The sequence below is a fragment of the Microbulbifer sp. A4B17 genome (assembly GCF_003076275.1).
Classification (GTDB): Bacteria; Pseudomonadota; Gammaproteobacteria; order Pseudomonadales; family Cellvibrionaceae; genus Microbulbifer.
On sequence record NZ_CP029064.1, the window covers coordinates 1587945 to 1610420 of the forward strand.

Below are 22476 nucleotides of genomic sequence, written 5' to 3' on the forward strand. Positions count from 1 at the left end.
GGAGATGGTCTGATGAAAGCGTTTACCCAGCACGAAGGTCTCGTGGTACCGATGGATCGGGCCAATGTGGATACCGACTTGATCATCCCCAAGCAGTTTTTGAAATCCATTAAGCGCTCTGGCTTTGGCCCGAACCTGTTTGATGAGTTGCGCTATCTGGATGAGGGGGTTCCCGGGCAGGACTGTTCCGGCCGTCCGCTCAATCCGGACTTTCCCCTTAATTTCCCCCGCTACCAGGGTGGTTCAGTGCTGATTGCACGGGAGAATTTTGGCTGCGGTTCCAGCCGTGAGCACGCGCCCTGGGCACTGGAAGATCACGGTTTCCGCGCAATTATCGCGCCCAGCTTTGCCGATATCTTTTTCAATAACTGTTTTAAAAATGGTCTTTTGCCAATTGTCCTGGCGGAAGATGTAGTGCACCAGTTGTTTGAGGAAACACACGGGCAGGAGGGTTATGCGCTCACCATCGACCTGGAACAGCAGCATGTGCGCAAACCCTGTGGCGAGCTGATTCCATTTGAAGTGGATGCTTTCTACAAGCACTGTTTGCTAAATGGTCTCGATCATATCGGTCTGACCCTGGAGCACGCCGACGATATTCGCGCTTATGAGCAGGCGCGCCGAGAGAAAGCCCCCTGGCTTTTTGATGCGGTTCAGTAATTAAAGGAAATTCCTGTGACGAAAAAAGTAATGATTCTGCCGGGTGACGGCATTGGTCCGGAAATTGTTGAACAAGCCATGGCGGTGCTGGAAGTTGCATCGGGAAAATTCAATCTGGGGCTCAGTTTTGAGCAGGGCCTGATTGGTGGCTCGTCTATCGATGCCCACGGTGAGCCTCTGACCGACGAAACTCTGAAGGCGGCGGGTGACTGCGATGCGGTGCTGCTCGGTGCGGTAGGCGGCCCCCAGTGGGATACCCTGGAACGGGAAATTCGCCCGGAAAAAGGCCTGCTAAAAATTCGCAGTGGCCTGGGCCTCTACGCGAATCTGCGCCCGGCAATTCTCTACCCGCAACTGGCCGATGCCTCTTCGCTTAAGCCTGAAGTGGTCGCCGGCTTGGATATTCTGATTGTGCGCGAATTGACCGGCGGCATTTACTTTGGTGAGCCGCGCGGTATCAAGACACTGGAAAATGGTGAGCGCCAGGGCTTTAACACCTACGTGTATAGCGAATCAGAAATTGAACGTATCGCCCGCTCTGCCTTTGAGGCAGCACAAAAACGCAATGGCAAACTCTGTTCTGTAGACAAAGCCAATGTACTGGAAGTGACAGTGCTCTGGCGCGAGGTGTTGGATCGCCTGGCTCCGGAATATCCCGATGTAGAGCTGTCCCATATGTACGTGGACAACGCCGCGATGCAGTTGGTGCGGGCTCCCAAGCAGTTTGATGTGATGGTAACCGGCAATATGTTCGGCGATATCCTCTCCGATGCCGCCGCCATGCTTACCGGTTCCATTGGCATGTTGCCCTCCGCCTCCTTGAACGAAAGCGGTTTTGGTCTTTACGAGCCCTGCCATGGCTCCGCTCCGGATATTGCTGGCCAGGGTATCGCCAACCCGCTGGCGACTATTTTGTCTGCTGCCATGATGTTGCGCTATTCCCTCGATATGAACGAGGCGGCAGATGCGATTGAAGCAGCAGTGAGTAAGGTGTTGGAGCAGGGTTTGCGCACTGCCGATATTTATACCGACGGCTGCCAGAAAGTTTCTACCGCAGAGATGGGCGCTGCCGTTGTAGCCGCACTTTAATTTTCGATTCCACTATCGTGCCGCTTTCCCGGCGGCGCACTTTGACCACCTCATCACATACAGGACACCGCAATGCAAAAAATAGGTTTTATCGGCTGGCGCGGCATGGTCGGCTCGGTATTACTGGAGCGCATGCGAGCAGAGGACGACTTTGCCCATATCGCCGAACCGGTTTTTTTCTCAACTTCCAACGCCGGTGGCACGGCACCGGACATCGGCAGGCCCCTGCCGCCACTGGGTGATGCTTACGATATTGATGCACTGATCCAGCTGGATGCGATTGTCAGCTGTCAGGGTGGCGATTACACCAAGGAAGTTTTTACCCGCTTGCGCGAAGCCGGTTGGCAGGGTTACTGGATTGATGCGGCTTCCAGCTTACGGATGCAGGACGATGCTGTGATCGTGCTGGACCCGGTTAATCGCGATGTGATTGATCGCGCAATTGATGCCGGACAGAAAAACTTTATCGGCGGCAACTGCACAGTGAGCCTGATGTTGATGGCTCTGGGTGGGCTGTTTAAGGCGGGTATGGTTGAGTGGGTTACCGCCATGACTTACCAGGCGGCCAGCGGTGCCGGTGCGCGCAATATGCGCGAATTGATTTCGCAGATGGGTGCGCTGCGCGATGGTGTGGCAACAGAGCTGGCCGACCCCGCCAGTGCCATTCTGGAGATTGATCGCAAAGTAGCAGCAGATATGCGCTCGGCGGAATTCCCCACGGCAGAATTTGGCGCGCCACTGGCAGGCAGTTTGCTGCCCTGGATCGATACCCAATTGGAGAATGGCCAGAGCCGCGAAGAGTGGAAGGCGCAAGTTGAAGCAAACAAGATTTTACAGACCGAAAACCCGATCCCTGTGGACGGCACCTGCGTGCGTATCGGTGCCATGCGCTGCCACAGCCAGGCTTTCACCATAAAATTGAAAAAAGATTTGCCACTTGCCGACATTGAACAATTGTTAAATGGTGCCAACGACTGGGTAAATGTGGTGCCCAATGAGCGTGAGGCTACGGTGCAGAACCTGACGCCAACAGCGATTACCGGAAAGTTGGATATTCCTGTCGGTCGACTGCGTAAATTGAGCGTTGGTCCAGAGTACTTAAATGCCTTTACTGTAGGGGATCAGCTGCTTTGGGGCGCCGCAGAACCCCTGCGCAGAATCCTGCTGATTTTACTCGGCAAACTGTAACTGGTACGAACCTGAGTAAGTCCTCTGCTAAGAGTGGAAATAGGCCACTTTAGTGGAGGGCTTTTTGCCAAGCTGTGAACTTCTTCGCGTAAAAAACGGCTACTGTTTGTCATAGCGCCTTTTTCGAATTTTCCCCACGGGTATAATCGCCCCTCATTTTTCCCTTTCCAATTCAATGAAGTGATTTGCCATGTCCGAAGCCACCCGCGAACTGGTCATTGTCGGTGTTGATAACGCCGCCTTTGGTCCCCTGCTGGAAGTACTCGAAGAGCGTGAAGTAATTTCCGCCGAGCAGCTGAGTTTGCTGGAGACTGACGAACGGGAAGTAGACCCCCAAGTATTTGCCAATCGCAATATTCCGGTGGAGTCCCTGGAGAAATTTACATTTAACGATAAGCAGGTCGTGATTCTGCTGAGCGCCGGCGAAGCCGTTGAAGCTGCCATGGCTGCCGCAGAACAAAATGGCGCCTGGATTGTAGACGTGGCCAACAATACCCGTGGCGATGAAAGTGTTGCCCTGGTACACCCAATGTTTAACAGCGGGGAACTCGCTTCTGCCGAGCGCCGCTTTGTTGCCCTGCCAAGTGCCGGCGCCTCCATGGTGGCGGAAGCCCTGGCGCCCCTGAAAGATAAACTGCAAGCGGTAGAGGTACAGCTCAATCAGCCGGTGTCTGCTCTGGGCAAGGCCGCAATTGATGCTATGGCGGCACAAACCGCGCGGATGTTTAGTGGCCAGGACGCAGAAATTGATCCTGAGATTGGCCACCGATTGGCGTTTAACCAGCTCAGTGCCTGCGAGGCTCTGCTCGCCAGTGGCCACACCCTCAGTGAGCTGACTTTGGTTCACGACCTGCGCCGTTTATTAGGAGACGCGGTAGCCGTCGATGCCAGCATCAATACGGTCTCTGTTTTCCACGGTCAGCTAGCTAATTTGGGCGTCGCTTTAACTGAAGATGTCGACCTGGAAAAAGTGCGTGCGCTGCTGGCAAATGGCGCTGGCCTCAAAATGGCGGAGCAGCCCTCGGCAGAAAGTGCGGTGGGCAGTGACGTGACAATCATCGGCCGCTTGCGCCAAAGTCTACTCAACAAGCGACAGTTAAATCTTTGTGCGGTGTCTGACAACCTGCGTAAAGATGTAGCAATAAACTGTGCACAAATTGCCCACTTGTTGCTAAAAAACTACTGATAATTAATACTTAGCGGCCATAGTGAAGGTGTAATCTTAACTCTGGCCTGGTTGAGACTGGCGAGAAATTCGCCATAGTTGGCGGCTGCCTAAACGGCGGCTAATTAGTTGAACGATTACCGTTCAGTAATGGGGATATTCTGAAGGCGCGCTTTTCGGAAGCCCTGGGAAGGTTCTAACAATAAAGGGAATCGGATATGCGTGTGCGTAAGTTGGCACTTGCAGTTGGTCTAGTCGGTGCACTGGGAAGCAACGCGGCTCTGGCGCTTGGACTAGGTGAGATCAAGCTCAACTCGACCCTTAACCAGCCTCTCGATGCGGAAATCGGACTGCTGCAAACTCGCGGTTTGGAAGATACCGAAATTAGGGTTCGTCTTGCAGGCCCTGAAGAATTTGAACGCGCTGGTGTCGAGCGCTCTTACCTCCTCACGTCTTTAAATTTTGAGGTAGATTACTCCGGCAGCAAGCCGGTTATCCGCATTTCCAGTCGCGAAGCGATTCGCGAGCCCTTTCTGAATTTCCTGGTTGAGACTCGCTGGCCCAGTGGCCGTTTACTGCGTGAATATACGCTGTTGATGGATCTGCCCGCGTTCTCTCCCACAGCGGCACAGCAACCTGTGCGCGCGGCCGAGCGCGAGCGGCAGCAAGTGCGCCGCACTGCCCCGGTACAACAGCCCCAGCCTCGCACAACACCAGCTCCGGCTACCCGCCAGGCACCGGCCGAGCCAGCCACAACTGAAAGTACCACCCCGGAGACCCGCGAGCCCGCTCGTCCGCAGCCACGCTATGCAGCGACAGACACCAGTGACAGCAACAGCCAAGTCTACGGCCCGGTAAGTTCCTCTGATACGTTGTGGGAAATTGCACTGCAAAATCGCGCCAGTCGCGAGTTCTCTGTGCAGCAGACCATGCTGGCTATTCAAAGGCTGAACCCGGAAGCCTTTATTAATGACAATATCAATCTGTTGAAGAAAGGCGCTGTACTGCGCCTGCCGAACAGTGAAGATCTGCGCATCCTGACCATGACAGAGGCGATTTCTGAAGTGGCTCAGCAGAATGAATCCTGGCGCCAGCGTTCCGATGTGGAAGTGGCTACTGGCGCACCCCTGGATGCCCGCGCGGTTGAAGAGGAGTCTTTTGCCAGCGAAACGGTAGAAGGCCGCGTGAGCCTTGCTGCGCCAGGGGATAATGAATCTGTTACCTCCGGCTCCGGAATTGGCTCTGAGGACAGTGAGGCACTGGAAGGCGATCTTATCGTCGCTGAGGAAGAGCTGGACAAGTCCAAGCTTGAAAACTCTGAGCTGCGTGAACGTATCGCCGAGCTCGATGAGCAGATCGACACCATGGAATCGCTGGTTGAAGTTTCCAATGAGGAGCTGGTGGCTGTGGTGCAGGCTGCCTCCGAGCAGCCCGAAGTCGAAGATGAGGGGGTAGCTGAGGCAGAGTTTTCAGAAGCCAGCCTGGCTATCGATGGCAGTGAGGAGTTTGACACTGCAGTTAACGCGGAAGAAGAGGCTGCTGAGGCCGAGCCGGCTCCAGAAGAGGTTCGCAACCGTGTAGTTGAGGTGCAGACTAAGCCCAAGCCCACTTTTATGGAGCAGCTCGCCGATAATGGGATGCTGATCGGCCTGGGTGGTGCGGGTCTGCTGGCTGCCATATTTGGACTGTTTACCTGGCGCCGTCGCAAGGCTGAGCAAGAGGCGCAGCAGGAACTTGAACAGCAGGTGGCTATGGAACAGGAGCCGCTGGATATTCCTGAGGAAATCGTCGAACCCGATGAAACACTCGCTGCAGTGGAGAGTATGGAGGCGGATGATACCTTCGATCTGGGGGATCTCGGCGATGTAGGTACTGATGACCCGATTTCTGAAGCGGAGATACATCTGTCCCTTGGACAGTATGAGGAAGCGGAATCTAAGTTGCTGCTGGGTCTGGAAAAGGACCCGCAGGTGGTCGACGCGCGCCTGATGTTGATGGAAGTTTACGCCCACAACCAGGACGTCGAAAAATTTGATGATCACTATCGACAGTTGCTCAGTATTAGCGATGGTCCTGCTGCCGATCGCGCGGCGCGTCTGCGTGAATCTATTGTCGGTGCACCAGATTTCGAAGCCCCGGTGATGGGCCTGTCCAATGAGTCCTTCGAAGCGGCACAGCTCGATGATATTGGTGCGGCCCTGGATGATGACTTTACCAGCGCCGAACCGGGACTTGACACCAGCAGCGATGCGCTGGAGCCAGATACCTCACTCCTCGACGATCTGACTATGGATCTGTCAATGGGTGAAGAGAAATCTGATTCTGAGCAGGAGCTGTCTCTGGATCTGGATTTGGACAGCAGCTTTGATGAGCCGCTGCAGGTTAATGCGGAGCAGGGCGAGTCCCTCGAGACTGAGTTCAACCTGGATGATTTGGATCTGGATAGCGCTCTCGATGGAGAAAGCCGGGAAGTTACCGCTGTGGCATCGCAAGCGGAAGCCGAAACCGATTTGAATCTGGATGAGCTTGATTTGGGTGAGCTGGACCTGGGCGACCTGGGTTCAAACGATCAAACGACTGTTCTGGTCGAGGATGACCTGGGGCTGGAGCTATCTGATAACGCCGAAGAAAGTTCTGAAGCTCCGCTAGAGTTTGACACCTCTGACTTGGATCTCGATTCCCTCGACCTGGAGCCGGAGACTCAAGAGGATACAGCGGCTTCCGTTGAAGCGCAGCTGGAAGAGAAGGCAACTGCCAGTGGCGGCTCTGTTCCAGGGCTCGATTTTGAACTGGACCTCTCCATGATGGAAGAAGAGGTACAATCGCAGGCTGCACAAGAGTCTTCGGTTGAGCTGGATACTGCCCTCGATTTAGACCCAGCTGACAATGGTTTGGGCGAGGGAATTTCCTCAATAGAGCAGGCCTCTTCAGTTCAAGAGCCAGCAGACGAGTTGTCTATGGATGACTTTTCTGAAAGCGATCTGGATATGATCGGCGGTGAGCTGGATTCCGATCTGGATCTCGATGGTATTGATCTGGATGACATCGCAGCAGACCTCACTGCGAGCGAACAGCCTTCTGCCGAAGTTGCAGCGGCAAGTAGTGAGCCGACAGCAGATCTATCTCTCGATGCCGATCTGGAATCTCTCGATGCCACAGGTATGGAGTTGGCAGGAGATAGCAATCTGGACTTCAATACCGATGCGATCGAGGAAGAGTTCTCTCTGGAGGATGAGCTGGCCCTGATCGATGAGTCTACTGAAGGTGACTTGACCCTTGAGCCGGAACCTCTGGTCGAGGCTAAGCCCGAAACTGTAGAGCAGGTTGAGGCGGTCGTTGAGAAACCATCAGATTCCGACTTTGGTGATCTCGACTTCAACCTGGAAAGCGACCTCAACTCAGAGTTGAGCCTGCTGGAAGGTGGCGATGAGATGGCAACCAAGTTGGAACTGGCTCAAGCTTATATGGATATGGGAGACCAGGAGGGTGCTAAGGATATCCTTAGAGAGGTAGCCCAGGATGGTGGCGGTGAGCACAAAGACCGCGCCGAGGAAATGCTGGAGCGCATGGTGTAGTCTGGAAAGGCTCCCCGCTTTAAAAACCTCGCACTGGTTGCGAGGTTTTTTTATTTTTACCGGGAAGTTCCCGGCAGTTATCTTTACTCGATCAAGTTGGAGTCGGGGCAGCAAGTGGTTTTGGTGATATGGCTCAGGTGACGCAGCGGGAATATATTTACAAGCCGAACGGGGAGGTCCCCGAAGGAGAGGGGCTACCTGAAGGATTGCGCCGTATAGTCCTGGGTGTTGAGTACTGCGGGGCCAAGCTGCACGGCTTCCAGAAGCAGAAGTCTGCGTCGGAGACAGTCCAGGCTCACCTGGAGCGGGCTTTATCCACTATCGCAGCAGAGGAAGTGACCCTGGTTTGTGCCGGGCGCACCGATGCGGGTGTTCATGCTACCAATCAGGTAATTCACTTTGATACACGAGCGCAGCGCCCGGATCGCGCCTGGGTACAGGGCGTTAATACCAAGTTGCCGGATTCCGTACGGGTTCGCTGGGCTCGGGAAATGCCGGCGCAGTTTCATGCACGTTTTTCCGCTCACGCCCGCAGTTATCGCTATTTGATTCACAGTGCGCCGACCCGCTCGGCCCACAGCGCAGCGGAGGTAACCTGGACCCAGCATTCGCTGAATCTGGAATCTATGCGCGAAGGGGCCAGCTATCTGGTTGGTCGCCACGACTTCACCAGCTATCGCGCCTCTCAGTGCCAGGCTAAGAGCCCGGTGCGCGAAATTACCCGCCTGGATATTGCCCCAGTGGGTCAGCTGGTTGCCTTGGAAATTAGTGCTAACGCATTCCTTCACCATATGGTGCGCAATATCACCGGGGTTTTGATGGCTGTGGGGAGAGGGGAGCGTCCACCAATTTGGGCAAAAGAGGTGCTGGATCAGCGGGACCGCTCCGCCGGAGGCGTGACTGCGCCGCCGTTTGGCCTGTATCTCGTTGATGTGCGCTATCCGGATCATTTCCAGCTTCCCCAATGTGAGCCTGGGCCACTGCTGGTGCCACAACCTTTGGGTGCTTTGCTTTCCAGTTAGACTGCTGAATTTTTCGAGGCTAAAGCAAATCTGGGAGAGGGCGTGCATTTCGCGCCTTCTGACTATCTGCTAGTATCCGTCGTTCCCTCTTTTGATCGGCCAGCCGGCTGAGTCCAGGTTACACGATGCAAGTAAAAATATGCGGCATCACTTGTATAGAAGATGCCCTGATGGCTGTAGATGCGGGTGCCGACGCGTTGGGCCTGGTATTTTATAAGCCGAGCCCGCGCTATATCGATCTTGATATGGCAGCTAAAGTTGCAGCGGCAGTTCCCCCATTTGTCACCCTGACGGGGTTATTTGTCGATGCGGCACAGAGTGAGGTGGACGCTGTACTGGAATCGGTGCCGCTTAACCTGTTGCAATTCCACGGCGATGAAAGCGCCCGCTTCTGCGAACAATTCCGGCGTCCCTATATCAAAGCGTTGCGGATGAAAGATGACCTCGATGTCAAAGCCGCAATGACTGAGCACCCCAAAGCCCGGGGTTTTCTATTGGATGCCTACAGGCCTGGTGTCCCCGGTGGTACCGGAGAGACCTTTGATTGGGACAGGGTTCCCCAAGATAGCAGTCGCCCGATCGTTCTTGCCGGTGGCTTGAATCCCGCGAATGTAACTGCAGCAGTAGAAGCTGCGCGCCCACAGGGGGTGGATGTGAGCGGAGGTGTAGAGCGTCAGCCGGGACGCAAGGATCGAGAAAAAGTTTTTGCGTTTGTCAGCGCGGCGAAGAGATAGATTTAGAGGCGGTACCGGAAGTGCCGCCCGCCGGCTTGGCCGGCGCGAGCCAGCAAATACCAGCAGATCGACGCATCTGCGCCAGTATTTTCTGGCGGCGTTTGAATAGTTCAGGAAGAACTATTCAAACAGTAGGTAAACAGAAAGAAAGTTTTAACCCCACGTGACCCACGGAGTATGAGTGTGAGTAAGCCAGGTGCTATCGATTTTTCCACCTTCCCGGATGCGAGCGGACATTTTGGTCCCTACGGCGGTCGCTTTGTATCGGAGACGCTGATCAGCGCATTGGATGAGCTTCAGGCAATGTATAGCCGCCTGAAAGATGATCCGGATTTTGTCGCTGCCTTTGATCACGATCTGGCGCACTACGTAGGCCGGCCATCGCCGCTGTATCTTGCTGAGCGACTGACTGAGCAGGCGGGCGGTGCGCGAATCTGGCTTAAGAGGGAAGACCTGAACCATACCGGTGCGCACAAGGTAAATAACACGGTGGGCCAGGCACTGCTGGCCAAACACAGCGGTAAAACCCGTGTTATTGCCGAAACCGGCGCTGGTCAACACGGTGTGGCTACGGCAACCGTGGCAGCGCGTCTCGGTTTGCAGTGTACGGTCTATATGGGTGCGGAAGACGTTAAACGCCAGTCCCCCAACGTATACCGTATGAAGTTGTTGGGGGCAGAAGTGGTGCCGGTGGAATCCGGTTCCAAGACCCTAAAGGACGCCATGAATGAAGCCATGCGCGATTGGGTAACCAATGTCGATAATACTTTCTACATTATCGGCACTGTGGCTGGTCCTCACCCTTATCCGCAATTGGTGCGCGACTTCAACTCTATTATCGGCCGTGAAGCCCGTCGTCAGAGTCTGGAGCGCTTTGGCCAGTTGCCCGATGCGTTGGTGGCCTGCGTCGGTGGTGGTTCCAATGCGATCGGCCTGTTCCACCCGTTCCTGAATGACGCTGAAGTGAAAATGTTTGGTGTCGAAGCCGGCGGTGAAGGCCTGGCTTCCGGTAAGCATGCTGCACCACTGAATGATGGTATTCCCGGTGTTCTGCACGGTAACCGCACCTACCTGATGGAGGATGATGACGGCCAGATTATCGAGACTCACTCGGTTTCTGCGGGGCTCGACTACCCGGGGGTTGGCCCTGAGCACTCTTGGCTGAAAGATATCGGCCGGGTGGAATATGTCACGGCTGATGATGATGAAGCCCTGGATGCCTTCCGTCGACTCACTCGCACTGAGGGTATTTTGCCGGCATTGGAATCCAGCCATGCAGTCGCGTACGCGCTCAAGTTGGCGGCTTCCATGAGCCCTGAGCAGAATGTCCTGGTGAATCTCTCCGGCCGAGGCGATAAGGATATTTTCACCGTTGCCGCTATCGATGGTATCGAGGTGTAGCAATATCACCGCCCGCCTCTGAGGCGGGCAAAATGGGTGAAGATCAAATAATTGAGCTGGCTTTTTGCCAGGAGTAGCTCAGGGAATAAACTGTGACAGAACAAAATAGAATTGATCGCCGCTTTGCCAAGTTGCGCGATGAGGGCCGCAAGGCACTGGTAACTTATATTGTCGCTGGCGATGGCGGCTTGGAAAATACTGTGCCGCTGATGCATCAGTTGGTGGCCAGCGGGGCCGATTTTATTGAACTGGGGGTGCCGTTTTCCGACCCCATGGCAGAGGGCCCGGTAATTCAGAAAGGGCATGAGCGAGCGCTGGCCAGTGGGGCTTCGCTACGCAAATGTTTGTCTTTGGTGAAAGAATTTCGTCAGTCGGATAGTGACACCCCGGTAATCCTGATGGGCTATGCCAATCCCATCCAGCGTATGGGTGAATTGGAATTTGCTGAAGCGGCGTCCACTGCGGGTGTCGATGGTGCCCTGACCGTAGATCTGCCGGCTGAAGAGTCCGGTTCCCTGAGTGCCTTTTTGGCGGAGCGCAACCTGCGCAACATCTTCCTGCTAACGCCTACCACCACTGAAGAGCGTATTCGTGAAATTACCGATGTCGCCAGCGGCTTTGTTTACTATGTATCCCTGAAAGGGGTTACCGGAGCAGGCCACCTGGATTTGGATTCAGTGCGTGACAATCTGGACCATATTCGCCAGTTTACCGATCTGCCCCTGTGTGTTGGCTTCGGTATCAAAGATGGTACCTCGGCCCGCCAGGTCAGTGCCCATGGCGACGGCGCTGTAGTCGGTAGTGTACTGGTGTCGGCGGTAGATGCGGCGGCAGACCTGGAAGCCGCCAAAACGGCGGTTGGGGCTATAGTCAGCGAGATGCGCGAAGCCCTGGATCGCTAAAAGCAGCTATAGGTCTAAACACAAAGCTGGCCAGAAAGCCAAAAATAGCGGCTGATCTGGCCGGGTTTGTTGTTGAGCTTAGTGTTTTAATTCCTAGCCTGAAACCCACTGGTCGGTAAAATGTGCCGGCCCAAAGAAAGCCTCCGGATTTGGAAACGAGATGAGCTGGTTAGAAAAAATTGTCCCTGCGGTAATTCGCACAGAGCGTCGCACCGGCAGTAGCAAGGTCCCCGAGGGGGTTTGGAAGAAGTGCGTCAAATGCGATGCGATGCTCTATCGCCCGGAGCTGGAACGCAATCTGGATGTGTGCCCCAAGTGCGATCACCACTTTAGAATCGGCGCCCGTCGCCGCCTGGATATCTTCCTCGACGAGGAAGGCCGTGAAGAGCTGGCCACCGATGTGCAGCCGGTTGATCGCCTGAAGTTTAAAGACGTCAAAAAATATAAAGACCGCTTGGTGCAGGCGCAAAAATCCACTGGTGAGAAGGATGCCCTGATCGCCATGCAGGGCAGCCTGAACGGTGCCCCCCTGGTAGCGGTAGCATTTGAGTTCGCTTTCCACGGTGGCTCCATGGGCTATGTGGTTGGTGAGCGCTTTACCCGTGCCGCTCAGCGTGCCTTGGAGCAGCGTATCCCGCTGGTTTGTTTCTCTGCTACCGGTGGTGCCCGTATGCAGGAGGCCCTGATCTCCCTGATGCAGATGGCCAAAACCTCGGCGGTGCTGGAAAAAATGAAGATGGCCGGTGTGCCATATATCTCCATTATGACCGACCCGGTTTACGGTGGTGTTTCCGCATCCCTGGCCCTGCTGGGTGATATCAATGCAGCGGAGCCCGGAGCGCGCGCAGGTTTTGCCGGCCCGAATATTATCGAGCAGACCATTCGCCAGAAATTGCCGAAAGGTTTCCAGCGCAGTGAGTTCCTGCTGGAGCACGGCGCAATCGATATGATTATTCCCCGCAGGGAAATGCGCTCTACAGTGTCCCGCATATTGGGTAAACTTACCGGCAACTGATTTCCATTCCCTTGGGGTAATGCTGTGATCAGCTTAAATTCCGCTGATTGCAGCCCCCATCATCGATGTTTTCAACTATGTCTTCACTGCAAGATTGGCTCTCCCGTCTGGAGCAGCTGCACCCTTCTGAAATTGAATTAGGTCTTGAGCGGGTCGCGTCTGTGGCCGATGCGCTGGGTATCCAGAAGCCGGCACCGACAGTGATTACTGTGGCGGGCACCAATGGTAAGGGTTCCTGTGTGGCGACTATGGAGGCGTTGCTGTGTAAGGGGGGGCACTCCGTAGGCGCTTACAGTTCCCCACACCTTTTGCGCTTTAACGAGAGGGTGCGTATCGGGGGTGAAGAGGTTGCCGATAAAGATCTCGTGCTGGCGTTTGAGGCTATCGAGGTTGCTCGCGGTGAGACCAGCCTGACCTATTTTGAATACACTACCCTGGCTGCGCTCTGGTTATTTCAAAGGGCAGGCGTCGAGTTTGCGCTTCTGGAAGTTGGCCTGGGTGGACGCCTGGATGCAGTTAACCTGGTGGATGCGGATCTCGCTATTATCACCAGTGTTGCCATTGATCACGAGGACTGGCTTGGCAGTGACCGGGAAATAATCGGCCGCGAGAAAGCCGGTGTCCTGCGTGCTGGGGCGCCTTTTGTCTGTGCTGATAGCAATCCCACCCAATCTGTGCTGTCTGCGGCAGAAAAATTGTCCAGTTCCAGTTACTTTATAGGTCAGGATTTCTCTCTGAATTTGGGAGAGGATAAAAAAGAACTTTACCGCTTTGGTGAGTTGGAACTTGCGATCCCCCCGATCAGCTTGCCGCGCCCGAGTATCGCTGCTGGAATTACCGCGCTGGCTCTGCTCAATGTATTGCCTCAGGGTGGGGTCGAATCTGCACTGGCTGAAATTGCCTTGCCCGGACGCTGTCAGCAGGTTCAATGGCAGGGGCGCAACTTGCTCTTGGATGTGGGGCACAATCCGGCAGCGGCTGAACACTTGGCTAAATGGCTTGCAGATCACCCTGTAGATAGTGAGACCCATGCGCTGGTAGCGGCTATGGCCGATAAGGATTTGGTGGGACTCTTCGCGCCTTTGCGGGATGTGGTGGATGCCTGGCACCCCGCAGAGTTGCCGGGCAATAGCCGCGCAGCGAGCGGAGAGGCCCTGATAGGAGGACTGGCTGAGGCCGGTGTTGAGGCAACGAACATCGATAGTCGCTGTCCAAGCGTCGCCGATGGTGTACAACAGCTGCTGCCGACCATTGGTCCACAAGACAGGTTGCTTGTATTTGGTTCCTTCTTTACTGTGGCTGAGGTTCTGCAGCAGATGCGAGACGAAGGTAATGGAGAATTGCGAGGGTAAACCCTCCCGCCGAGGGCGATTGAACGACGGATTTAAGCAGCGAATAGTCGGTGCGTTGGTTTTGGCTGCGCTTGCAGTTATTTTCCTGCCGAGCCTTCTGGATCGGGAGGCCGCGGGCAATATCAGTGAAACCAGCCTGATTCCGGCAGAGCCGGATATACGCCCCATTGAGATCGCCGAACCGCAGCCGGTTGCGGATGCATTGCCAGCGCCAGCACCCGGAGATGCCTTCCAGCCGGACCTGCCAGAGAACTTCTCCAATCCTAAAGCGCCAGTAGCCGCGACTGATGAAGAAGCGCAGTCAGGGGGTACCAAGGTAGATGAGCCGGCCGAAAATCAGGCAGCGCCGAAGAAGGGGGCCTCGCCTCTTGTGGATGCCTATGGCCTGCCTGTGGCCTGGGTGGTACAGGTGGCTTCCTATCGGGATGAGTCCAATGCGGATAAGCTGCGTCTGCGCCTGATGGATGAGGGCTACAGTGCTTATACTCGCTCTATTGATACGGACAAGGGGCGCCTGGTGCGAGTCTTTGTCGGTCCAAAGGTCAATAAAGCCGATGCCCAGCAGCTTAAAAAAGAGCTGGATGCGCTTCTGAAGGCGCAGACTCTAGTACTCCAGTTTAAGGCCTAGCGAGTCTATTGACCCCAGGTTGCCACTGTTTCAGCTCTCGGCGAATGGTGGCAGCCCGCGGGTATAATTCCACTTTGCACTTTTATTCGTTATTAACCGATTGCCACTGCGCCAAATGTCCAGGGAAAGCGGTACTGAAAGTAATAAATTCCAATCGGTTGGCCTACGGCTTCACGCGCTTAGTCCCTTCAGTTAGAATGCGCGCTCTTCGCGGCAGCAGCCGCCACGCAGGTAGGATTGAATGAATTGGGCTGACTGGATCATTCTGGCTATCGTGGGTATCTCCACGCTTATCGGCCTTAGTCGAGGTTTCATCAAGGAAACCCTGTCTCTGCTTACCTGGATTGCCGCCTTTATCGTCGCCATGATGTTTCGCGACCAGCTGGCGCCAATGCTTTCCAATCTTGTAGACACTCCCTCCCTCCAAATGATCGCGGCCTTTGCCATCCTTTTTATCGGCACCTTGCTCGCTGGCGCTGGTCTCAACATGGTGCTCTCTGCCTTTGTTGAGGCGACGGGGCTATCGGGTACGGACAGAGTGCTGGGAATGGCGTTTGGCTTGGTGCGGGGAGCGATTGTCGTGATGGCGCTGTTGATCCTGGCCCCGGCGTTGGTGCCGGTGGAACAGGACAGTTGGTGGAATCAATCGGTACTGATTCCCCACTTCCTCGAGTTCGAGGATAGCGCCCGGGAGCTGGCGAGCTCCGTTAAGGAATTCTTTGTAAAGTTGTTTTAAATAGGGCGCCAAAAGCGCTCTTCTCGAGTCAATAGGGTCAAATATATGTGTGGTATCGTCGGTATCGTCGGTAAGAGTGACGTCAATCTGCAGCTCTATGATGCGCTCACTCTGCTACAGCACAGGGGACAGGATGCCGCCGGTATCGTTACCTGTGACGATGATCGCCTGAACCAGCAGAAAGCCAATGGTCTGGTTCGCGACGTATTCCGCGCGCGCCACATGGAGCGTCTGAAGGGCAATTTTGGTATTGGTCACGTTCGTTATCCCACTGCCGGCAGCTCCGGTCCTGCACTGGCCCAGCCATTCTACGTAAACTCGCCTTACGGCATTGCCATGGCCCACAACGGCAACCTCACCAATGTGCACGAGGTGGTCGATGAGATCTTCCAGCAGGATCTGCGTCATATCAATACAGATTCTGACTCAGAAGTGTTGCTGAATGTTTTTGCTCACGAGCTGCACAAATTGCACAAACTGCAGCCCAAGGCCGAAGATATTTTCAGTGCGATGCGCTCTGTACACAAACGCGTGCGCGGCGCCTACGCTTGCGTGGCCCTGATTGTCGGTTACGGTATTGTCGCTTTCCGCGATCCCAACGGTATTCGCCCACTGGTTTACGGCAAACGCGAAACCGAGAAGGGTACTGAGTACATGGTGGCTTCCGAGTCCGTGGCTCTGGATGTACTGGGTTACACCCTGGTACGGGATGTAGCTCCCGGCGAAGCTATCTATATCGAACTGGATGGCACTGTGCACTCCGAGCAGTGTTCAGATAATCCATCCCTGACTCCCTGCATTTTTGAGCATGTGTACTTTGCCCGCCCGGATTCCATTATGGATGGCGTATCGGTACACAAGGCGCGTTTGCGTCAGGGTGAGCATTTGGCGGATAAAATTCTCAGCATACGCCCGGATCACGATATCGATGTGGTTATCCCCATCCCGGATTCTGCCCGCACGGCAGGCCAGACGGTAGCCCACCGCCTGGGGGTGAAATTCCGTGAAGGTATGGTGAAGAACCGCTATATCGGCCGAACCTTTATCATGCCTGGTCAAAAGCAGCGCAAGAAGTCGGTTCGCCAGAAGCTCAATGCCATCGAGCTGGAATTCCGCGGCAAGAATGTGTTGCTGGTAGACGATTCCATTGTGCGCGGTACCACCTGTAAGCAGATTATCCAGATGGCCCGCGATGCCGGCGCTGCCAAAGTGTACTTTGCCAGTGCCGCCCCTGCAGTAAAATACCCGAATGTCTACGGTATCGATATGCCCTCTGCCACTGAGCTGGTGGCTCACGGTCGCACCACTGAGGAAATCTGTGAGGAGATTGGTGCAGACTGGTTGATCTACCAGGAGCTGGAAGATCTGGTGGTAAGCTCCAGCGGCGGCAAGCAAAAAATTGATCGTTTTGACTGCTCTGTGTTCGATGGCAATTACATCACCGGTGATGTGGACGAGGAATACCTCAACGATCTGCATGCCCAGCGCAATGATACGGCCAAGCGTAAAAAGGCCGATGTCAACGCTCTGTGATTAACTGTTGAACAGAATCTCTAAATATTCCTGTTCTGATTGGCGGGTGGAAGAACACAGTTTTTTGTGGCCCGCCAACAGTAAAAAAGCGTAAGCGTCCTTTTCTCACGGCAGAAGAGGGCGCCAGCTCAGATCGTTTCGGTTAAGATGACTGCTTCCAAAAATACTGACCAGGAAGCGGTATATGTTTGAAGACGACGGTTACGCTCTGGAAACCCTGGCGGTGCGCGCCGGCCAGGTTCGCTCACCGGAAGGGGAGCACTCCGAGGCACTCTATCTTACCTCCAGTTATGTTTTCCCCTCTGCTGCGGAGGCTGCCGCGCGTTTTTCCGGTGAAAGCTCTGGCAACGTCTATTCCCGCTATACCAATCCCACCGTGCGTACTTTTGAAGAGCGCATTGCCGCTCTCGAAGGCGGTGAGGCTGCGGTAGCTACTGCCAGTGGAATGGCTGCCATTCTCAGTATTTGTATGGCGCTACTGAAAAGTGGCGACCACGTTATTTGTTCCCGCAGTGTTTTCGGTACCACTACAGCTTTATTTGGCCGCTATATGGAAAAGTTCGGCGTGCGGGTGAGCTATGTCGATTTGACCGATATGGATGCCTGGAAGCAGGCTGTGGATGGTTCCACCAGGCTGTTGTTTATGGAGACACCTTCCAACCCCCTGTGTGAAGTGGCCGATATCCGCGCGTTGGCACAGGTCGCCCACAGTGCCGGCGCCATGTTAGTGGTCGATAATTGTTTCTGTACTCCGGCGCTGCAGCGCCCCCTGTCAATGGGCGCCGACATCGTAGTCCACTCTGCGACCAAATTTCTCGATGGCCAGGGCCGGGCTCTGGGTGGTGTTGCTGTTGGCCGCAAGGAAGTAATGGACGAGTTGGTGGTTTTCCTGCGTACAGCCGGGCCCAGCATGAGCCCGTTCAATGCCTGGGTATTCCTCAAAGGTCTGGAGACTTTAAAACTGCGCATGCAGGCACACTGCACCAACGCCCTGGATTTGGCCTGGTGGCTCGATGAACAGGAGATGGTGGAGAAGGTGAATTACACCGGCCTGCCTAAACACCCCCAACACCGTTTGGCACGAGAACAGCAGGACGCCTTTGGTGCAGTGCTGAGTTTTACTGTGCGCGGTGGTCGTGAGGAGGCCTGGAAAGTGATCGACAACTGCAAAATCCTCTCCTGCACCGCCAACCTGGGGGATGCGAAAACCACTATCGTGCATCCGGCTACCACAACTCACGGCCGTCTCAGTGATGAAGACAAGGTTCGCGCAGGGATTACTGAGAACCTGATTCGTGTTTCGGTGGGGTTGGAAAATGTTGAGGACCTCAAGCGCGACCTGATGCGTGGATTATCCCAGTTATAAGCGCTAGCGTAAGCGCCCGGCTACCTATGATTATTAGCGGACAGTGGAATACTGCCCGCTGCTTCCGGTAGCGTATGCATTTTGTCGCGCCCCTGCCGATGAGCAGAAATAGCCCCCTTGAGAAAAATTGAGCAGTAATGGATTTGCCGTGCAAAAAATAGTTTCCGCCATAGTGTCCGATATCGGCAGTGTTTTGTTGGGTAAAGAGCGCCAGGTGAAGCTGGCGCTGGCTTGTTTGTTATCAAAAGGTCACCTGTTAATCGAAGACCTGCCGGGTATGGGTAAGACCACCTTGGCACACGCGCTCGCGCAGGTGCTGGGGCTGACTTATAAGCGGGTGCAGTTCACCAGCGATATGTTGCCGGCGGATATTCTCGGTGTTTCGATATTTGATCGGGAGTCCAGCCAATTTCACTTTCACGAGGGTCCTGTGTTTAGCCAGGTGTTATTGGCGGATGAGATTAATCGCTCATCGCCAAAAACCCAGAGTGCGCTGTTAGAGGCCATGGAAGAGCGCCAGGTAAGTGTCGATGGCGAGACCCGCGCACTGCCCCAGCCATTTTTTGTGATTGCCACGCAAAACCCGATGCAACAGTCTGGCACTTTTGCATTGCCGGAATCCCAATTGGATCGCTTTCTAATGCGTATCAGTCTCGGCTATCCCACCCGGGAGGCGGAACGCGCTTTGTACTTGGGGGCCGATCCGAGGCAGCAGCTGGCGAAGTTAAAACCCAGAATCGATATCGCCACACTCGGAAAAATGCAAAGCCTGGTTGGGCAGGTGAAAACCTCTGACAGCTTGTTGGATTATCTGGAGCGGCTGGTGCTACAAACCCGGCAGAGCCCGGATTGCGCAGTGGGCTTATCCCCTCGGGGCGCATTGGCCCTTTTACGTGCGGCCAAAGCCTGGGCGCTGATTTACAATCGCGGTCATGTGTTACCAGAGGATATCCAGGCGGTGTTGCCGGCGGTGGCGGGACATCGGTTACAGAGTGATGGCGGTAACGGCGATCAATTAGTGGAGCGTCTGATACGCCAAGTGGATGTGATTGCAGCCTGAGCCGATGAGTGTGAATCAGCCTCCAAGTCGAATCAACCCTATACGCATGCTGGCAGAACCGTGGCGCAACCTGATGGAGCGTTGGCTCAGCCGCCGCGCGCCACGGGCCCGCACCATCACCCTCAACCACAGCCGTTTATTTGTCCTGCCCACCCGGGCCGGATTGGGTTTCCTGATTGTGATTGCACTGTTGTGGCTGTTGGGGACCAATTATGAAAACAACCTTGTCTTTGCATTGGCGTTTTTGCTGGTCAGTATTTTCGCGGTGCTGCCACTACACACTTTTGCCAATCTGAGTGGTGTACGCCTGCGCCTGCTGGGTACCCGTGCAGCTTTCGCCGGTGATTTCGCTGAGGCGGATATCAATGTCAGTCGAGAGGGCAAGCGTGAGCGGGAGTGGCTCGAATTGAGCTGGCCACCGGAGCAGGGCAGTCGGGTGGATTTGTGTGGGCAAAAAAGTGCGGATGTTTGTATTGCATTGCCTGTAGTAAAGCGTGGGCGAGTACAGGCACCGCGATTGCGGGTAGAAAGTCGCTTTCCCCTGGGGTTGTTTCGATGCTGGAGCCGCATCGACCTGGATGTTGAATTTCTGGTATATCCGCGCCCGATTTCCACGGGCCCGTTACCTTTCGGCGAGGCCATCGCCGAGGGGGAATTTGGAGAGGTTCAGCGGGGCGGAGATGATTACGCAGCGCTGAAGCCCTACCAAGCGGGCGACTCTTTGCGCCATGTTGCCTGGAAGCAATATGCAGCTGGGCGCGATCTCTACAGCAAGGACTACGAGCGCAAAACTGATACGCGCTTGTGGCTCGACTGGGATTTGCTCAAGGGCAGGGATGTGGAAATGCGCCTGAGTAACCTCTGTGACTGGGTACTGCAAGCGGAAAAGCAAGGTGTCGCTTACGGTTTGTGCCTGCCTGGCATTTCGATAGAGCCTTCGCTCGGTCCCGAGCATCAACAGCAGGTCCTGCAGGCCTTGGCCCTGTACCCCGGGCGAGGTCAGTGATGGTTGGAAATAAAGATTTATTGCCGCGGGAAAGTTTGCTGTGGATTTTCGCCGCCCAGTTTGTCGCCCTGTTGCCACAATTTACAATGTTGCCACTGTGGGTGGCTTTTGCCTGGGCCTTCGCGGTTTATTGGCGCCTGGAAGTCTTTCGTGGGCGCAGGGATTTACCCGGCCGCACACTCAAACTGACCGTGATTGTGTTGACGGTAGCGGGGCTGGCTCTGTCCTATCGACGCTTGTTTGCGCTAGAGCCGATGATTGCACTATTGGCGTTGTCATTCGCCCTGAAAAATCTCGAGCTGGTCAGCCGCAGGGATGCTTTTGTCAGCCTGCTATTGGCCTACTTTGTTGCCGCCACTCTGTTCGTGCAAGAGCAGACCATCCCCTATGCACTTTACGGTTTGCTGAGTGTATTGGTGATTACTGCAGCCCTGGCGGCGCAGTTGGGACATTTTAGTGCGCGTCCGCGCAAGGCTCTCGGGTTGTCCGTGAGATTGGTGGCACAGGCCACGCCGTTGATGGTGTTGTTGTTTTTGGTTATGCCTCGGCTGGGGCCCCTTTGGTCTGTGCCGCAGAATACCTCCGTGGGGCGCACCGGTGTCAGTGATTCGATGGCCCCAGGAGACTTTACCGAGCTATCCAAATCCAGTAAGCCGACCTTGCGGATCTCCTTTGATGGACCGGTTCCCCCACCCGAGCAGCGCTACTGGAGAGGCTTGGTTTACTCGGAATTCGATGGTCGTACCTGGCGCCAAGGCTATGGCGTGGACCCGCGCAATGGTGGGCGGGTCTTTTGGAGAAGCGGTGAGCAGGTGCTTCCACAAGTGGGCCCTCGATATCGCTACCAGATTATTCAGGAGGCGAGCCGCAGCCCCTGGTTATTCGCTATGGCGCAACCGGCTTCGGAGAATCCGGGGGTTGGAGAGACGACGGATGATCGCCTGGTAAAGCGCACCCCGGTTTTCAACCGCTTCGCCTACCAGGTGAGTTCCTGGCCCAGGGAAACGCTTCCGGCTCCGGCTGCTCTCAGCAATGCGGAGCGGCGTAGGAATTTACAACTCCCCAGCTACGGTAATAACCGTACCCGCCAGTGGATGGCCTCCCTGCGTGATCAGGGGCTCAGTGCTGAGGCGGTGTCCTCTCAGTTGTTATCACACTTCAACAGCACTTTTACCTATACCCTGAAGCCACCGGCAATGGGTGCGGATACTGTTGATGAATTCCTGTTTGATACCCAGCAGGGGTTCTGCGAGCACTTTGCCGGTAGTTATGTCTTCGCCATGCGTGCCGCTGGGATACCGGCGCGGGTGGTGGCTGGATACCAGGGCGGTGAGTGGGTGAGTGGAGAAGAGTACCTTTTAGTGCGGGAATACGATGCCCATGCCTGGGCTGAAATCTGGCTCGATGGCCAAGGCTGGCAACGTGTAGATCCCACAGCCGCAGTGGCGCCGGAGCGAGTGCGCGACGGTCTGGAGAGTGCGGCTGGTGATGAGTTTATGCAGGACTCCCTGTTTCCCCTGCACCGTATCGGCATTCTCACCCAGTTGCGCTTGCAGTGGGATATGATCAATTACCGTTGGTATCAGACCGTCGTGAGCTTTGATGCCGATCGGCAGAAGAACTTTCTGCAGCGCCTGTTCGGTGATCTGTCCCCAACTCGTATGGCTCTTTTGCTCGGCGCACCGATTCTTGTGCTGTTACTGGGCATCAGTCTGTGGGCGGCGCGCTCCGCGGGTGGACCCAAGTTGGCGCCTGCGGAGAAGCTCTACCAGCGCTTTTGCCGGCGCATGGCCCGCAATGGTGTCCAGCGGCATTCCGGTGAGACTGCGGGAGATTACGCCCGTCGTATTGCCGAGGAAAAACCAGAGATGTCAGGCTATGCCGCAGCAGTAACCGAGGCTTTTGAATCTGCAGCCTATGGTGGTGATGACTCTGGAATGAGAAAGCTTCGGAAGCTATTAAACTGGTACTTCTGGTTGCGGCACTCGGCGAATATGACGCCGCAAAAGCGTGAGTTGGCAGGTTATTAATCATTGAGTTACTT

18 protein-coding genes are annotated in these 22476 nt (G+C 55.2%); all 18 read left to right on the plus strand.

Going from position 1 to position 22476, the window contains the following annotated elements; translation table 11 throughout:
- The first annotated feature begins 12 nt into the window (after positions 1-12).
- The 18 genes from leuD (at position 13) to BTJ40_RS07195 (ending at position 22462) form a co-directional block, all read left to right on the plus strand.
- Positions 13-660: a 3-isopropylmalate dehydratase small subunit gene (gene leuD / locus BTJ40_RS07110; protein WP_108732431.1), complete on the plus strand. Its 648-nt coding sequence runs from the start codon at positions 13-15 to the stop codon at positions 658-660.
- 30 nt (positions 661-690) lie between these two features.
- Positions 691-1749: a 3-isopropylmalate dehydrogenase gene (gene leuB / locus BTJ40_RS07115; protein WP_369974284.1), complete on the plus strand. Its 1059-nt coding sequence runs from the start codon at positions 691-693 to the stop codon at positions 1747-1749.
- A gap of 72 nt (positions 1750-1821) precedes the next feature.
- On the plus strand, positions 1822-2937 hold the full coding sequence (asd, locus tag BTJ40_RS07120; RefSeq protein ID WP_108732433.1) for an aspartate-semialdehyde dehydrogenase: 1116 nt from the start codon (positions 1822-1824) through the stop codon (positions 2935-2937).
- A 190-nt stretch (positions 2938-3127) separates the two neighbouring features.
- Positions 3128-4123 (plus strand): Asd/ArgC dimerization domain-containing protein, encoded by a 996-nt coding sequence (locus tag BTJ40_RS07125; RefSeq protein WP_108732434.1) that lies wholly within the window; start codon positions 3128-3130, stop codon positions 4121-4123.
- Positions 4124-4320: 197 nt separating this feature from the next.
- Positions 4321-7677 carry a FimV/HubP family polar landmark protein gene (locus BTJ40_RS07130; protein WP_108732435.1) on the plus strand — a complete coding sequence of 1119 codons (3357 nt, stop codon included), beginning with the start codon at positions 4321-4323 and terminating at the stop codon, positions 7675-7677.
- A gap of 128 nt (positions 7678-7805) precedes the next feature.
- A complete protein-coding gene (truA, locus tag BTJ40_RS07135; RefSeq protein ID WP_108732436.1) occupies positions 7806-8699 on the plus strand; it encodes a tRNA pseudouridine(38-40) synthase TruA in 894 nt (297 codons plus the stop codon).
- A gap of 125 nt (positions 8700-8824) precedes the next feature.
- Positions 8825-9433 (plus strand): phosphoribosylanthranilate isomerase, encoded by a 609-nt coding sequence (locus BTJ40_RS07140; RefSeq protein WP_108732437.1) that lies wholly within the window; start codon positions 8825-8827, stop codon positions 9431-9433.
- A gap of 177 nt (positions 9434-9610) precedes the next feature.
- Positions 9611-10834: a tryptophan synthase subunit beta gene (trpB, locus tag BTJ40_RS07145; protein ID WP_108732438.1), complete on the plus strand. Its 1224-nt coding sequence runs from the start codon at positions 9611-9613 to the stop codon at positions 10832-10834.
- Positions 10835-10926: 92 nt separating this feature from the next.
- The gene (gene trpA, locus BTJ40_RS07150) at positions 10927-11736 is read left to right on the plus strand and encodes a tryptophan synthase subunit alpha (protein WP_108732439.1); all 810 of its coding nucleotides are present in this window, start codon (positions 10927-10929) and stop codon (positions 11734-11736) included.
- 160 nt (positions 11737-11896) lie between these two features.
- Complete coding sequence (accD, locus tag BTJ40_RS07155; protein WP_108732440.1) at positions 11897-12751, plus strand: acetyl-CoA carboxylase, carboxyltransferase subunit beta; 855 nt, start codon at positions 11897-11899, stop codon at positions 12749-12751.
- A gap of 77 nt (positions 12752-12828) precedes the next feature.
- Positions 12829-14103, plus strand: a complete 1275-nt coding sequence (gene folC / locus BTJ40_RS07160) for a bifunctional tetrahydrofolate synthase/dihydrofolate synthase (RefSeq protein ID WP_108735202.1) — start codon at positions 12829-12831, stop codon at positions 14101-14103.
- Entirely contained in the window at positions 14084-14731 is a 648-nt protein-coding gene (locus BTJ40_RS07165) for an SPOR domain-containing protein (protein WP_108732441.1), read from the plus strand. The genes folC and BTJ40_RS07165 overlap by 20 nt, the downstream gene beginning before the upstream one ends.
- 241 nt (positions 14732-14972) lie before the next feature.
- Positions 14973-15467 (plus strand): CvpA family protein, encoded by a 495-nt coding sequence (locus BTJ40_RS07170; RefSeq protein ID WP_108732442.1) that lies wholly within the window; start codon positions 14973-14975, stop codon positions 15465-15467.
- Between the two features lie 45 nt (positions 15468-15512).
- Positions 15513-17000 (plus strand): amidophosphoribosyltransferase, encoded by a 1488-nt coding sequence (gene purF, locus BTJ40_RS07175; RefSeq protein ID WP_108732443.1) that lies wholly within the window; start codon positions 15513-15515, stop codon positions 16998-17000.
- 184 nt (positions 17001-17184) lie between these two features.
- On the plus strand, positions 17185-18366 hold the full coding sequence (locus BTJ40_RS07180) for an O-succinylhomoserine sulfhydrylase (RefSeq protein ID WP_108732444.1): 1182 nt from the start codon (positions 17185-17187) through the stop codon (positions 18364-18366).
- 148 nt (positions 18367-18514) lie between these two features.
- On the plus strand, positions 18515-19426 hold the full coding sequence (locus BTJ40_RS07185; RefSeq protein ID WP_108735203.1) for a MoxR family ATPase: 912 nt from the start codon (positions 18515-18517) through the stop codon (positions 19424-19426).
- A 4-nt stretch (positions 19427-19430) separates the two neighbouring features.
- On the plus strand, positions 19431-20432 hold the full coding sequence (locus BTJ40_RS07190; RefSeq protein WP_108732445.1) for a DUF58 domain-containing protein: 1002 nt from the start codon (positions 19431-19433) through the stop codon (positions 20430-20432).
- The gene (locus BTJ40_RS07195; protein WP_108732446.1) at positions 20432-22462 is read left to right on the plus strand and encodes a DUF3488 and transglutaminase-like domain-containing protein; all 2031 of its coding nucleotides are present in this window, start codon (positions 20432-20434) and stop codon (positions 22460-22462) included. The genes BTJ40_RS07190 and BTJ40_RS07195 overlap by 1 nt, the downstream gene beginning before the upstream one ends.
- Positions 22463-22476 lie beyond the last annotated feature (14 nt).

Coding starts and splice junctions, on each gene's coding strand:
- leuD (WP_108732431.1), top strand. CDS start 13: ATGAAAGCGTTTACCCAGCACGAAGGTCTCGTGGTACCGATGGATCGG.
- leuB (WP_369974284.1), top strand. CDS start 691: ATGATTCTGCCGGGTGACGGCATTGGTCCGGAAATTGTTGAACAAGCC.
- asd (WP_108732433.1), top strand. CDS start 1,822: ATGCAAAAAATAGGTTTTATCGGCTGGCGCGGCATGGTCGGCTCGGTA.
- BTJ40_RS07125 (WP_108732434.1), top strand. CDS start 3,128: ATGTCCGAAGCCACCCGCGAACTGGTCATTGTCGGTGTTGATAACGCC.
- BTJ40_RS07130 (WP_108732435.1), top strand. CDS start 4,321: ATGCGTGTGCGTAAGTTGGCACTTGCAGTTGGTCTAGTCGGTGCACTG.
- truA (WP_108732436.1), top strand. CDS start 7,806: ATGGCTCAGGTGACGCAGCGGGAATATATTTACAAGCCGAACGGGGAG.
- BTJ40_RS07140 (WP_108732437.1), top strand. CDS start 8,825: ATGCAAGTAAAAATATGCGGCATCACTTGTATAGAAGATGCCCTGATG.
- trpB (WP_108732438.1), top strand. CDS start 9,611: ATGAGTGTGAGTAAGCCAGGTGCTATCGATTTTTCCACCTTCCCGGAT.
- accD (WP_108732440.1), top strand. CDS start 11,897: ATGAGCTGGTTAGAAAAAATTGTCCCTGCGGTAATTCGCACAGAGCGT.
- folC (WP_108735202.1), top strand. CDS start 12,829: ATGTCTTCACTGCAAGATTGGCTCTCCCGTCTGGAGCAGCTGCACCCT.
- BTJ40_RS07165 (WP_108732441.1), top strand. CDS start 14,084: ATGGAGAATTGCGAGGGTAAACCCTCCCGCCGAGGGCGATTGAACGAC.
- BTJ40_RS07170 (WP_108732442.1), top strand. CDS start 14,973: ATGAATTGGGCTGACTGGATCATTCTGGCTATCGTGGGTATCTCCACG.
- purF (WP_108732443.1), top strand. CDS start 15,513: ATGTGTGGTATCGTCGGTATCGTCGGTAAGAGTGACGTCAATCTGCAG.
- BTJ40_RS07180 (WP_108732444.1), top strand. CDS start 17,185: ATGTTTGAAGACGACGGTTACGCTCTGGAAACCCTGGCGGTGCGCGCC.
- BTJ40_RS07190 (WP_108732445.1), top strand. CDS start 19,431: ATGAGTGTGAATCAGCCTCCAAGTCGAATCAACCCTATACGCATGCTG.
- BTJ40_RS07195 (WP_108732446.1), top strand. CDS start 20,432: ATGGTTGGAAATAAAGATTTATTGCCGCGGGAAAGTTTGCTGTGGATT.